This is a genomic window from Pseudoalteromonas luteoviolacea (assembly GCF_021654285.1).
Lineage (GTDB): Bacteria > Pseudomonadota > Gammaproteobacteria > Enterobacterales > Alteromonadaceae > Pseudoalteromonas > Pseudoalteromonas luteoviolacea_J.
The window spans coordinates 1-13,358 of record NZ_JAKFZS010000021.1 but is presented as its reverse complement, the minus strand read 5'-3'; the positions used below and the strand labels follow the sequence as shown (position 1 = coordinate 13,358).

The 13,358-nt window shown below is 39.7% G+C and carries 14 protein-coding genes and 1 tRNA gene; 9 read left to right on the top strand and 6 right to left on the bottom strand.

Going from position 1 to position 13,358, the window contains the following annotated elements:
• Nucleotides 1-45: 45 nt before the first annotated feature.
• The 5 genes from L1077_RS18525 to L1077_RS18505 all read left to right on the top strand — a co-directional run bounded on the left by L1077_RS18525 (nt 46) and on the right by L1077_RS18505 (nt 3,745).
• Nucleotides 46-1,419: a Gfo/Idh/MocA family protein gene (locus L1077_RS18525; RefSeq protein WP_237138428.1), complete on the top strand. Its 1,374-nt coding sequence runs from the start codon at nt 46-48 to the stop codon at nt 1,417-1,419.
• 71 nt (nt 1,420-1,490) lie between these two features.
• The gene (locus L1077_RS18520; protein WP_237138427.1) at nt 1,491-1,997 is read left to right on the top strand and encodes a nuclear transport factor 2 family protein; all 507 of its coding nucleotides are present in this window, start codon (nt 1,491-1,493) and stop codon (nt 1,995-1,997) included.
• Nucleotides 1,998-2,068: 71 nt separating this feature from the next.
• Entirely contained in the window at nt 2,069-2,323 is a 255-nt protein-coding gene (locus L1077_RS18515; protein WP_237138426.1) for a hypothetical protein, read from the top strand.
• Nucleotides 2,323-2,943 carry a nicotinamide riboside transporter PnuC gene (gene pnuC / locus L1077_RS18510; RefSeq protein ID WP_237138425.1) on the top strand — a complete coding sequence of 207 codons (621 nt, stop codon included), beginning with the start codon at nt 2,323-2,325 and terminating at the stop codon, nt 2,941-2,943. The genes L1077_RS18515 and pnuC overlap by 1 nt, the downstream gene beginning before the upstream one ends.
• The gene (locus L1077_RS18505) at nt 2,930-3,745 is read left to right on the top strand and encodes a phosphotransferase (RefSeq protein ID WP_237138424.1); all 816 of its coding nucleotides are present in this window, start codon (nt 2,930-2,932) and stop codon (nt 3,743-3,745) included. Before pnuC ends, L1077_RS18505 begins: the two co-directional genes overlap by 14 nt.
• 27 nt (nt 3,746-3,772) lie before the next feature.
• Here L1077_RS18505 and L1077_RS18500 read toward each other — a convergent pair whose 3' ends face one another.
• On the bottom strand, nt 3,773-3,955 hold the full coding sequence (locus L1077_RS18500; RefSeq protein ID WP_237138423.1) for a helix-turn-helix domain-containing protein: 183 nt from the start codon (nt 3,953-3,955) through the stop codon (nt 3,773-3,775).
• Nucleotides 3,956-4,164: 209 nt separating this feature from the next.
• On the opposite strand from L1077_RS18500, the gene L1077_RS18495 reads away from it, so the two are divergent.
• Nucleotides 4,165-4,239 (top strand) — tRNA-Arg (locus L1077_RS18495).
• 31 nt (nt 4,240-4,270) lie between these two features.
• Here the strand turns inward: L1077_RS18495 and L1077_RS18490 are convergent.
• The 3 genes from L1077_RS18490 to recQ form a co-directional block, all read right to left on the bottom strand.
• Nucleotides 4,271-5,962, bottom strand: a complete 1,692-nt coding sequence (locus L1077_RS18490) for a ShlB/FhaC/HecB family hemolysin secretion/activation protein (RefSeq protein WP_237138422.1) — start codon at nt 5,960-5,962, stop codon at nt 4,271-4,273.
• Between the two features lie 70 nt (nt 5,963-6,032).
• The gene (locus L1077_RS18485; protein ID WP_237138421.1) at nt 6,033-6,332 is read right to left on the bottom strand and encodes a DUF3630 family protein; all 300 of its coding nucleotides are present in this window, start codon (nt 6,330-6,332) and stop codon (nt 6,033-6,035) included.
• Between the two features lie 12 nt (nt 6,333-6,344).
• On the bottom strand, nt 6,345-8,168 hold the full coding sequence (gene recQ, locus L1077_RS18480) for a DNA helicase RecQ (RefSeq protein WP_440589551.1): 1,824 nt from the start codon (nt 8,166-8,168) through the stop codon (nt 6,345-6,347).
• 259 nt (nt 8,169-8,427) lie between these two features.
• Between recQ and rarD the strand changes: the two genes are divergently transcribed.
• Nucleotides 8,428-9,330: an EamA family transporter RarD gene (gene rarD, locus L1077_RS18475; RefSeq protein ID WP_237138419.1), complete on the top strand. Its 903-nt coding sequence runs from the start codon at nt 8,428-8,430 to the stop codon at nt 9,328-9,330.
• A 43-nt stretch (nt 9,331-9,373) separates the two neighbouring features.
• On the opposite strand, the gene L1077_RS18470 is transcribed toward rarD, so the two are convergent.
• Together L1077_RS18470 and L1077_RS18465 are read right to left on the bottom strand one after the other, a co-directional pair.
• Nucleotides 9,374-10,609: a response regulator gene (locus L1077_RS18470; protein WP_237138418.1), complete on the bottom strand. Its 1,236-nt coding sequence runs from the start codon at nt 10,607-10,609 to the stop codon at nt 9,374-9,376.
• Between the two features lie 178 nt (nt 10,610-10,787).
• Nucleotides 10,788-11,162: a DUF413 domain-containing protein gene (locus tag L1077_RS18465; RefSeq protein ID WP_237138417.1), complete on the bottom strand. Its 375-nt coding sequence runs from the start codon at nt 11,160-11,162 to the stop codon at nt 10,788-10,790.
• Between the two features lie 84 nt (nt 11,163-11,246).
• Here L1077_RS18465 and L1077_RS18460 point away from each other — a divergent pair, with 84 nt between their 5' ends.
• Together L1077_RS18460 and L1077_RS18455 are read left to right on the top strand one after the other, a co-directional pair.
• Nucleotides 11,247-12,095, top strand: a complete 849-nt coding sequence (locus L1077_RS18460) for a LysR family transcriptional regulator (protein ID WP_237138416.1) — start codon at nt 11,247-11,249, stop codon at nt 12,093-12,095.
• A gap of 165 nt (nt 12,096-12,260) precedes the next feature.
• Nucleotides 12,261-13,199 carry a porin gene (locus tag L1077_RS18455; RefSeq protein WP_237138415.1) on the top strand — a complete coding sequence of 313 codons (939 nt, stop codon included), beginning with the start codon at nt 12,261-12,263 and terminating at the stop codon, nt 13,197-13,199.
• Nucleotides 13,200-13,358: the final 159 nt, after the last annotated feature.

The following is a 13,358-nucleotide window of genomic DNA, read 5'->3' as shown; positions in this document are numbered from 1 at the left end:
TTAAAAACAATAAATAATAAATAAAGCTGTAATTTAGGATTTTTGATGACGCATATTAACAGAAGACATTTTCTAAAGGCCGCAGGTGTTGCAGCCGCAGCAGGTGTAGTAGCTGGCTGTGCACAAACTAACGGGCAAAGTACATTAGCAACAAACCCAAAAGGCAAGTCTGTCATTGGCCTTATAGCCCCCAAAATGGATATTGTAAGAGTTGCTTTTATTGGTGTCGGGCAGCGCGGTTATGGTCATGTTAAGCGCATGAGCCACATTGATGGCGCTGAAATAGTCGCACTTTGTGATACACATCAGGAAGTTTTGGAACGCTCTGCAAAGTTTTTAACGGATAAAGGCCTTAAAAAGCCAGCGTTGTATGGTGCTGGTGAGTTTGCTTATAAAGAGATGTTAGCACGTGAAGACATTGATATTGTGATCATTTCAACTCCTTGGAAATGGCATGCACCAATGGCCATAGACACAATGGAAAGCGGTAAACATGCATTTGTTGAAGTGCCTCTAGCGCTGACAGTTGAAGAGATGTGGCAAATTGTCGATACCGCTGAGCGGACACAGAAAAACTGTATGATGATGGAAAACGTCAACTATGGCCGAGATGAGCTGATGGTGCTCAATATGGTTCGCCAAGGCATTTTTGGCGAGTTATTGCACGGTGAAGCAGCTTACATACATGAGCTACGTTGGCAAATGAAAGAGTTAGAGCACAAGACTGGTTCTTGGCGCACTGAGTGGCACACAAGAAGGGATGGAAACCTGTATCCGACTCATGGGTTAGGACCTGTTTCTCAGTACATGAATATTAACCGTGGTGACAGGTTTGATTACTTAACTTCAATGAGTTCACCTGCATTAGGCCGTGCAGCCTATGCTCAAAGAGAGTTCCCTACAGATCATCAGCGTAATAAATTAAATTACATTTGTGGTGATATGAATACCACTATGATTAAAACCGTTAAAGGCCGCTCTATTGTTGTTCAACACGATACGACAACTCCTCGTCCATACTCTCGTCACAACCTTATCCAAGGGACCAATGGTGTTTTTGCTGGCTTCCCGAACAGAATAGCGCTAGAACAAGGTGGAAGAGGTTCATTCCACGACTGGGATGAAGACATGAATTATTGGTATGGTAAATATGACCATCCGCTATGGGTTAAAATGGGCAAAGAAGCTGAGCGTAATGGGGGCCATGGTGGCATGGACTTTTTGATGTTTTGGCGAATGATTTATTGCCTGAGGAACGGTGAACCGCTTGATCAAGATGTCTATGATGGCGCAGCATGGTCGGTGATCTCTCCGTTATCTGCACAATCTGTCGCTAATCGCAGTGAATCTGTTTCAATTCCTGATTTTACTCGGGGGCAATGGAAAACAGCAACGCCTTTAGGTATCGTCGGAGCATAATTGAGAAAGCGCTAGAAAGGCGCTTTTTTTATGCTTAAATATTGTAATTAATATGCTAGAGGGGAAAGCAATTGTTTACACGTATTGTGTTTTTAATTTTACTGCTCCAGCTTACGAGTTGTGTTAGCACACCCACAGAGCTCAATCATTCTCGGCTTACAAAGTTGACTGAGGATTATATTAAGGCCTACCAAGCAAGAAGTGATTTTCAGTATTTTTTATCGCTTTATGCTGAGAGTGTGGTGCTTGAAGATATGATGTATGGACATAAAGTACAGAATAAGCGCCAGTTAGCGAGCTTTTTCAATTGGGATAAAGAGCCTATTAAGGTCTTAGATTCGAACAAAACCATTTCCATTGAGCAAACCATCATATCTGTGGAAGAACAAACGGTTGTTTTACGTGGTCAATTTAATCCATTTGTTTATGGTGGGGAGAGTCTTGGTCCATGGCGCTTTACAACAGTACTGCGTTTTAATCGGCAAGGGCTGATTATCTACCAACAAGACTGGATTAACTACTTTCCAAGAAGTTTTGTGACAAATGCGTCTAATTTGAATATGCAAAAGGTGAGATAATTTTCCTCTGTAACGCTTTTACATGTAAACTGCTGAGCAATTTAATTTGATTTTTAAAGTTAGGATTCTCAATGAAACTCTCTGTTGAAATTAGTAAGTACCCACTTCATTCTGATTATATTCCATTTATTAAATCTTTTATTGAGCGTCTTAATCAACACGAAAACTTAAAAGTAATTACAAATACAATGTCGACGCAGGTTTTTGGGGATTATGATGTGGTGATGTCTGTCATACAGACTGAAATGAGAGCATCGTTTGAGCAGTTTGGAAAATGCATCTTCGTTTGTAAGTTTATTTCTGGCGACTTATCTCCTGAGGCGTAATGGACTTTATCACTCAAACACTTGCTGGGTTTACTGCGATGTCCAATTGGGAGTATCTTGCAGTTGTACTATCGATACTCTATTTGCTATTGGCGATAAAAGAAAATATCTGGTGCTGGCCTGCCGCATTTTTTAGTACATTCATATACACCATAATGTATTGGAATGGTGCATTACTCATGGAGTCTTTGTTACATTTTTACTATTTGGTTATGGCCTTTGTAGGTTGGTGGATGTGGCGTTCAGGGAATAAAAATACTGAGTCAAAAATAGTCTCCTGGTCATTCTTTCGACACTTGCAGATAATTATTGTAACGGCTTGTATCGCGGTTTTTATGGGGTATATGACAGACAATTATACCCATGCTGACTTGCCCTATTTGGACAGCTTTACGACTTGTTTTGCTGTGGTAACAACCTATCTTGTTGCCAAAAAAGTCCTAGAAAATTGGCTGTATTGGGTCGTTATTGATGCTGCATCAATGTACCTTTATTACCTTAAAGGGTATTACCCAACGCTTGCTTTATATGTTTTTTATACCTTTATGGCATGTTGGGGTTATATGAAGTGGTACGAAGAGCATAGCAATAGAGAAGGAAAACCTCTTGCGCAGCTTTGATTTAAACTGCGCATTGGCCGTATTGCGAAAATTGTTTCCTGAAAAAAGTATTGCGCGTATTCACAAATTGGATAAAGGACTTAGCAATATCAACTTCTATTTTGAAGTAGATAATAATGCGTGTTTATTGAAAGCTTTTGACAACGAAATCCCAATGACAGCCCTTGCTGCGCAAAATTGCTTTGCGCAGCAAGGATTGACTCAAAAAGTGATATACATAGATGAGAGAGAAAGGGTCGCTGTATTTGAATATTTAACATCGGTGGAGGGGCCGGTTATATTTCAAAGTGATCTAATTGAGTTACTTACAGAAGTTCATCGTTACTCTTGCACAGAAATGGATCCACTAGATTTACAAGCAGAAGTTAAACGAGCATCGGCACGGCTTTCTCTTTCGCAGGTTGGAAATTATTTAATTGAGCAGCTGTGCTTTTTTCCGACAGAGATACGTTACTGTCACAATGACTTAGTCAAAGAAAATGTCTTGAATACGGTTGCTGGTCTACGTTTTATTGATTTTGAATACGCGCAAGCAAATGATCTGTATTTTGACTTGGCAGCGTTAAGTTGTTCTTTTGATTTATCTTCTAGCCAGTTATCAGAGGTGTTAGCGCGGTATTTCGCTTTTAATAGCGCCTCAGTACCTAGCTATGCTGAGAATAAGCTAGATGTATATATAGGTGTTTATTTGTTGCTTTGTATTGCCTGGTATAAAGAGAGAGAAATGACAGATGAGTCTATTATGGTCGAGAAGCAATTTATTACATGGTGTGATAGACATAATTTAGATTGTGCCCCGTAAGGAGAACGCTTAACGAGGCATTGAAGGTTATATCCCGCCTAGTCTCTTGGCTAACTCTTTATACTTTTCAACATCTTCCTTGTCAAAAATTGGCTCTCCATTGTCATCATGTTCTTTGGCAACGAGCAAGTTTTCTCTTGCCAGGCGCCTTACACGCTCCACTTTTACACTTAAAAATTCAGCAACTTGCTCAGTGGTCATAGGGGTCATAATACAAATCCTCAAGATGATGTTGGTAGCTTAACTACTAAGATCTAATTACATTTATTATTTTTGAACTTTAATCATAGCTAAATATATGACTTTTGGCGTAGTTAGTAATGTTTTTTCATATTTAGTTTAATAAATGAGCATACGAACACGTCGGAGCTGGTATTTCAATAGAGATGTGATTATCATGGAACCGCTTAAAGTACTGTGCTCTCGTGGTGAAATGGATATCACGTGGCTCTCCGGAAGCTAAGTTACAGGTTCGATCCCTGTCGAGAGCGCCAGTAAAATTGCATTGTATCTATTTTCTTAATCTTAAAATCGATTTTTCACCGTAAAGTGCCACTGCAAGTTATCAACCCGTTCAGGTTTGTCTATAGGGGCCGCTAAATCTAAATGCAAAACTAAACCTGAGTTTGCTCTGCTCGGTGCCATCCTTATACCAAACCCAACGTTTTTATAAAACTTATGGTTTGCGTTAAATAAGGTTTTCCCATCGACACGACCTATATCAAAGTATGCAGCACCGCCAATTTTAAATAGCTGGAAAAGGTCATACTCCCAATAGTATCTTTTTTCGATGTTTAAAATGATACGTCTATCTCCTTGTAAGTATCGTGCAGGGAATCCTCTTAGGCCAGTTTCACCACCGAGCGTTAGTTGTTTATCCTCTGTGAGGTGTTTGCCATGTGTGATATTAAGTTGAGTGTACCAAGATTGATAGTTACCGGAATTGAAGTGATATTCTAAATTGAGTTGTGTAATGAGGTTTTCCGCTTCATCACTTTCGAGGTTCCAGTACCCATCTAGGATAAAATGCATTCTCATTAGGCTTTTTGTGCTGGTGTAGTGGGTCTTGCTGAGTGTTGTGTTGAATACCCATCTTGTATCGTCATTGCTAATTGATTCATCTGAGTAACCAACTTGTGTATTTATATTCCAGCCTAAATTTAAATCTTCAGTGCGGTAAATCGAGTCAAAATTTCTGACTTTAATATAGTCAGTTTGTAGCCACTGCACTTGGAAATAGGGATAACTGAGTTTTCGCTGCTCTGCAATCGGTAGGTTAGTTTCTTGTATTTTTTTGAATGCATCTTGTTGTTCTCGGTAGCCAAAAATGATTCTGCGTGTCCAATTAGTATGCATGGCTTCACCAATACCGTAATAAACCTGACTAACTTGCGAATCTTGTTCAAACTCAGAGACTGTTTCTCCATTTTCATACAGAGGTTCAATACGTTTGTTACTATAGTTAAAGACGCCATAGCTGATTGGTGTATATGTTGAGAAAAATGGATAGTTAACGCCAATGTGATGGCGTTCACCGTCGTCATTGTCTGAATATTCTAACCTCCCTTGGTACCGAGAAGATAATATATTGGGGTCATCGTAAACAAATAAATAACCGCTTCGGTCCGCATCTTCTATGTGTGTCAATGATAGCCGCTTACCATAGCCAAATAGGTTGCTTTCTCTAAAGCCTATGCGACTTGAATTCTCACCACCGCTGCGGCTAAAACTCAGATCAGGTAACAGAGTCCAAAGGTCGCGTGTCACCACAGTAACTATCATGTTTCCATTACAGTCTTCTTCAGCAAAAACTCTCGCATCATATAAGTAAGATTGCTGTCGAAGTAACCGCTCAGATTCGATTAAAAGCTGTGGATCATAGTCGCTGTGTTCGTTAAATAATAAGACGCTTTTTATTACATCCGGCTTGGTTGTAATATGCGCTCTATTTGCAAATCTAAATAAGGCATTGTCTTCTTCTGGTATTGAAGTATCGAAGACATTGAGCTGATGAAGTTCAATGGCACTGATCTTAGCATTTTCTTTTTTTGGTAAGGAATACTCAGAGCTGAGTTCTAAGCTGTAGTTATGCGGTACTTTTTTTTGTGTTGTACAGTGGCTTTTTGATGTCGAGTTCTCATTTGCCACGGCCGTTATGACTACACTCGATGCAGAGTTTATTAAAAAGACAAAAAAGCAAAACCTGAATATCACCATAAATACGCCTAACGCCATTGTTATAATCAGTATGGCTCATGTTAGGCATACCTGCTTAGGCAAGTCTATCTTATTGTTGTAAATTCAAGCAAAAATACTCACGGAGGCTAGGTAAAAGTCTTGTTGCTTCAGTACCCTCTGGTGTGATCCAAATGCTTTCGCTGTAGTATTCAAAGTTGAGTGAAAATGATTGCTGCGAATAAGAAAAGCGCCATTGGTGACGATCTGCACCTTCGTTAAACTCTATCGTTTGCAACTTGTCAATTGCAAGAAAGACACTTCCCCATAATTCAAAGTCATCACTATCTGGAAACAAACTCGGTATAATTTGCAAGGTATTTTCATCATCTAGCTGAATGATATTTGTCATGCGGCCCTCTGCTTATTCTGCGGCTAAATAATTGCGGATTAATTGCATAAATGGCGCGCCATACTTCGTGAGTTTGGTAAAACCGACTCCTGACACTTTTAAGAAGTCACTGTCATCCGTTGGCATTTTCTGAGCCATTTCTGCAAGTGTTTTATCATTAAATACTACATAAGGTGGCACATCATCCTGATCTGCCAGTTCTTTTCGTAAACTACGAAGTTTAGCAAAGAGCTTCCTATCATAATTAAACTGAGCGAGTTTATCTTGATATACGTGACTGGCTTGCAATCTTGGTTCAGCTAAATTTAATACATACTCGCCTTTTAATACTGCTCTGGCTGCTTCTGTAAGCTTTAAAGTCGCGCCTTGTGTAATGTCTTGAGATAATAAGCCATGGTGTATAAGCTGTCTTAGCACACTCAGCCAATATTCATTGCTTTGGTCTTTACCTATACCGTATGTACTTAGATTGTGATGTTGATTGTCACGGATCCGCGCAGTGTTTGCGCCGCGTAACAAGTCCACGACATAGCCTAGCCCAAAACGTTGTTCCGCTCGGTATACACAAGATAAAGCCTTTTGTGCAACGATGGTGGCATCAAAGTGTTTGGGTGGGTTCAAGCAAATATCACAGTTACCACAAGGCTCTCTTTGATATTCACTAAAATAATTTAATAATATCTGTCGACGGCAAGTTTGCGCTTCAGCGAAGTTAGCCATGGCATTAAACCTTTGTTGCTCGACTTTACGTCGTTGCTCATCAGGGATATCTTCGAAGAATCGTCTGACTCGACCGATATCAGCCGGGTCAAAATACATGATGGCTTCTGCTGCAAGCCCATCTCTGCCTGCTCGCCCAGTCTCTTGATAATAAGATTCTATGCTTTTAGGAATATCGTAGTGCAGGACGAATCGTACATTGGGTTTGTTGATCCCCATGCCAAATGCAACTGTTGCGACGACAATTTGTACATCATCTCGTGCAAATGCATTTTGTACAAATTGACGTTGTTCATTGTCCATGCCAGCATGGTACGCAGCAGCGTTAAAACCACCTTCAGACAGTTTTTCAGCGATTTCATCTACTCGTCTTCGGCTAGAACAATAAATGATCCCGCTCTGACCTTTTTGAGTTTTTAAATATCGCATTAACTGAGAAAGTGGTTTGAACTTTTCTTCAATTGTGTAGCGTATATTTGGACGGTCAAAACTGCCTGTATGAATAAATGGGTTGTTTAATTGCAGCTGCTGGACAATGTCATTTCTGGTTGCCATATCAGCTGTTGCAGTCAATGCCATGGTGGGTACGGTTGGAAATGCTTGCTTTAACTCATTGAGCCGACAATAGTGAGGTCGAAAGTCGTGCCCCCAATGAGATACGCAGTGCGCTTCATCAATAGCAAATAAGGCTAATGGTAAGCTACTTAAGCGTTCTAAAAACTCTCTTTGTAATACTTTTTCTGGGGCAACATAAAGCAGTTTTATTTCACCAGCGTGCAGTCGCTGATAGATTTGTTGTTGTTGCTGCCACTCAACACTGTTATTCACAAACTCAGCGGCAATACCTTGCGCTTGTAATTGAGCTACCTGGTCTTGCATAAGAGAAATAAGGGGAGAGATAACGATAGTTACCCCAGGTAGCATAAGCGCTGGAACTTGATAGCATAGAGATTTACCTCCGCCAGTTGGAAGTAATACTAAGCTGTCACGCCCACTGAGGCATGCTTCGATAGTTTCTTGTTGTCCCGTACGGAATGTGGTGTAGCCGAAATACTCTTTCAGCACCGATTTGGGCGTTAACGATTGTTGAGTTGCTAGCGTTTCCATTGCGCGCATTTTAGAGTGTTTTAGTGTAATTGTCTTCCTTTTATGATTATTCTTAAGTCGGCCTGCGGGACTTTTAATCAAATCTAATTGCAGGGATGTATATGTCCAAAGGTACAGAAGGAGTTTTGATGGCAGGAGAACGATACACCATTGTAAAGAACGCAATGCTTACCTAGTTAGTGTTAATTTTAAACCAGCATGGTGATACCTCTTTATATCTGTATAATGCTCGCCTTCATCTCATATGGGTGGTAATTGGGGAAGTGAAATGACTGGTGATTCGCAGGCGAAGCAAGGCTATATATATGCAACACTCGCCTTTATTATGTGGGGCTTAGCACCTATCTATTTTAAGTCTATCGAACAAGTTGACGCGCTCGAAATCCTTGTGCACCGTGTCGTATGGTCCGTTCTTTTCGTTTTGGTTGTAATAGGGGTTCGAAATAATTGGCGTAAAGTGCGTAGTATTTTGGTTAACCCTAAGCTCTTAATGATGCTTACAGTTACCGCATTATTACTTGGCTTTAACTGGGGACTGTTCATATGGGCGGTTAATAACGGTTACATGCTTGATGCAAGCTTAGGTTATTATATTAACCCTCTATTAAATGTTTTTCTTGGTATGCTATTTTTATCTGAAAGGTTAAGAGCTGCTCAAAAGGTTGCCGTATTGCTTGCATCTACGGGGGTCTTGGTGCAATTGATTAGCTTTGGGTCTTTCCCTTATATTGCTTTTTCGCTGGCATGCTCTTTTGCAATATATGGCCTCTTAAGGAAAAAAATGGCAGTGGAGTCCTTACCCGGATTGTTGATTGAATCAGCCATTTTACTCCCAATAGCAGCTATTTATTGGTTTGTTATGATGCCTAGCCCGACAAGCGATATGTTTGCCAATAGTTTAGATCTAAACTTGCTACTTATTGCCGCTGGTGTGGTAACAACATTGCCATTGCTCAGCTTCACAGCTGCGGCAAAAAGGCTGCCATACTCTACACTGGGCTTTTTCCAGTATATCGGACCAAGTTTAATGCTTATGCTAGCCGTTGTTTTTTATGGTGAATCATTTGATATGGAAAGAGCGGTGACTTTTGCTTTTATCTGGGGTGCGTTGTTACTCTTTAGTTTTGATTCGTTGAAAGCAAGTAAGTCGGCTAGCTCATTCAAGAAATAAACTTTTTTTAATATTCAGCCTTCTAGTTCACAACAATTAGTGATTAGAAGGCTATTTGATTTCGCCCAGATTCTTTCGCGACATAAAGCTTTTCGTCTGCAATTTTAATTAAGGGGTCGATGCTTTCGATTACTTTGTCTGCAACACCAATTGAGACAGTAAATGGAATGTGGTAAGGCGTCAAAGAGCTACTATTTTTTTCTAAAAATAGTCTGAATTGTTCTAATTGCTGAGTATTTTTTTCACTGTCTTGTGAACGAAATAATACTGCAAATTCTTCTCCTCCGAGCCTTGCGTATAAATCATGTTCAAAGAACTTTTCGAAACACTCTCCAATAGATTGCAGTACTTTATCACCAGCATCATGTCCGTGCTGGTCATTTATTTTTTTAAAAAAGTCAATGTCAACCATGGCTAGCATACAGCCATGATTTTGACGGCTGTTCATCGTTAGCTGCTTACTGGCGTGCTCAAAAAAATATCGCCTATTTGGTAATTGGGTTAAATAATCTGTGTTAGCTTGGCGCCGAATTGTCGCTATGTTTTCCAACATATCTACGTTTTGGCTCAACCGGCAGTAAAACTCTTCTGGGTTAAAAGGCTTGCGTAAATAATCATTTGCGCCGCTTTTCAAAAAACGCGCCGATAAGTAGGCATTGTCTGTGCCTGAAATACCAATGATTGCTTTATCATCATTACTATATAAGCGCCTTATTTCTGCGCAAAGCTCTTCACCGCGCATATTTGGCATCTCATTATCTGTAATAATGACATCTATATCAGGGTGATCATTCAAAGTTGCTAACGCTTTTATTCCATCTTCGGCGACGTAAACTTGATACTTATGCCTTTGCAACAATGAGCTAATATGTCTTCTAGTGGCAGCTGAATCATCAACGACAAGTACTTTTACTTGCTCGTTTCGAGGTAGCCGTTGTAGTTGCCTTTTTAGATACTGATAAGCTTGCTTGTTTTCTTTGGTGATGTAATCAATGACTGGGTATTTATCAACCGTATCTCGGGTACTTGATTCCAAGTTTCCTGTCATCACGATTGTAGGAATATTTGCTTTGACTGTATAGGGGATGGCTTCGCCGTTAGCTGCATCGGGTAATACAAAATCTACAACAGCACAAAAATAGTTGTGGTCGTTGATGAGTCGTTTTGCGCTTTCCAGCGTAGTGGCCACATCAACATCGTACCCGACTGAACTTGCGATGTGTTTTTGGACTTTTGCGATAGTTGGTGTGTCTTCTATTATCAGCACTTTTCTCAACACATGCACAACCTTAAGAGCTTTTCTTTACTTCAGTTTTAACTGAAAGTGCCAAAAAAGCAATGAAGAAATTAAGATTCATATCTAAAGACCTAAATTAAAAATCGACATTCTCAAGAAACTCTACCAACAAACAGTGCTTTTACTAATTCTAATAGAGTATCTCTATTTTTAATTAAAGCTACTCAAGGCTTGGTTCAACCTCTTGCTGTTCGATTTTATTTTGAACATGAGCAAGTGGCTTTTGGATACTTAGGGTATGTACTTTATGCTTGCGGGTCGTTAAGTCTAAATACTTTGCCCAAACTTTTTCGATGCGGTTAGTCGGCTGCTTCTGATTTAAAAATGTAATAACAAACTGCTGTTGAGCCGTGTTTCTAGGTTCAAGTTTTTGCTGAAGTAACTGCGTCAAGAGGTATCCGTGCTGTTGCAAAAGCTCTGATTCCAATAATGTAAAGTGTCCACTTCTAGAAAATCCCCGGGGGAAGTTCTTATCATCATAAAAGGGCTTAGGTGCAGCAAAAGCTTCTTTTAATTCAGCTATAGTCATATCCATGATGTTTTCCTCACATTGTTTAAAAAAGTATGAACCAACAAAGCGGCTTTTTTAAACGAATATTTTTGATAGAAAGGTAGGGGAATGGACAAGGAACTATTAAAAACTTTTGTCGAAGTTTCACAAACTCGTCATTTTGGGCGTGCAGCAGAAAACTTGTATATCACACAATCTGCTGTGAGCTTTAGAATTAGGCAGTTGGAGCAGAACCTAGGTGTTGAGTTATTTGTACGTCAGCGGAATAACATTCAGCTGACCGCCTCTGGGAAAAGGTTTTTATCCCATGCAAAGATGCTTTTAACTGCAATGCATAGAGCAAAAATGGATGTGGCATTGGCAAATAATGGGCAACAACAGCTCTCACTTTCTGGTACGGCTAATGTGTGGGATGCCTATTTACATTTTGGTATTAACCAGATTGTCTCGTCAATGCCGGACGTGTCATTGGTGGCAGAAGTGAAAGCTCAGCAAGAGTGTGTCCGGTTACTGTTAGAGCGAGCTTTAGATATAGCTGTGCTATTTGACCCTCCAAAGGTAGATGAATTAATCGTTAGACAAGTTAAAAATTTGTCTATAATTCCAGTCAGTACTTTTAAATATACAAATAAAGATGACTTTTTTGGCAAGCAGTATGTTTATGTCGATTGGGGAAACGCGTTTTCACTTTGGCATACTAAGCGGTGTGAAGGGGCAATGCCGCCTTACTTTCGCACGAGCACTGGTCGTATTGCCTTAGAGCTGATTTTGCAATGTGGTGGTTCAGCATTTTTGCCTAAGTTACTCGCAGCAGATTTCATACAAAAACAGCAGCTGTTTTTTGTTGAGTCTGTGGAGTGTAGCTTTCGAGATGTTTATGTTGCCTATCATAAAGGGAATGAGCAATTAAAGCACATAGAAACAGTCGTAAATCTATTAGCTTCGATTGCGGAGTAAACTCAATTTAGTGTTTTACTTAAGATTACCCATTTATGACACGGAGCTGAATTTTCAGTTTCAATAAAATGTCATTTTTATTTTGTGTGTAATATTTTTGTCACTTAGTGCTGGCAGACTGCGCCTGTCTAATAAATTACGTGTTGCGATATTGAGGAAATACACATGAAACTGACCAAATCAGCATTACTACTTTCGATTCTTAGTGGTCTATCTTTGAATGCTTATGCCGATGTTGATGTATATGGTAAAGCGAACTTGTCGGTACAATCTTCTGATGAAGGGGACGGCTCATTTACTGAAGTAAAAAGCAATGCTTCACGTTTTGGTTTTAAAGGTTCTGAAAAGTTAGACTCAGGACTTGAAGTAATCTACAAGTTAGAATTCCAAGTTGATGTATCAGATGCTGACTCAAAAGGGGATGATGACAATATTACAGCTCGTAACCAATATGTCGGTTTAAAAGGCAAATATGGTGAAGTTGTGATTGGTCGAAATGACACTGCATTTAAACTTTCTCAAGGTAAGCTTGATCAATTTAATGACTTAGAAGCAGATATTAAAAATATTTGGAAAGGTGAAAACCGCCTAGGGGATTCACTTTCATTTAAATCTGCAAGTTACAACGGCTTTAAAGTGTTAGGTACATTTATTGCGGAAGATGGTACTGATGGCGAAAATGGCTACTCAGGCGCAATTACTTATGGTGATTCTAAGCTTAAAAAGTCTAAGTTCTATGTTGCGCTTGCCGGTGACAGTGAAGTAAAAGGGTATGATGCACTGCGTTTATCAGGTCAGTATAAAGCGACAGATGATTTAAAACTGGGTGCTATGTACCAAAAGCAAGAAAAAGTAGATGGAACAGGTACTGCTGATGGTTTCCTATTAAATGCTGCATATAGCTTTGGCGCAAACACAGTTAAGATTCAGTATCAAATGATAGACTTCGATGCTGCCGCATCGAAAGACGTAGATGGTATTAGCATTGGTATTGACCATAAGCTTGCGAAAGCGGCAAAACTATATGCCTTCTATTCTTCAGTTGATGAAGATGCTGGAACGGAAGAAGATTACTTAGGTCTTGGTATTGAATACAAGTTTTAATCCAGTATTCATTTGACTCTTTTCAGGCCGTATCCTTTCGAGGGTACGGCTTATTAATTTCAAGCGGTTTTGTTTAAATAACTTCCTACTTGTTTTTTATTTGTTCGATTGGACGCGTTGCCCTCGATTAATTTAAAAAAGCCCTTGCGCTAATCTCAA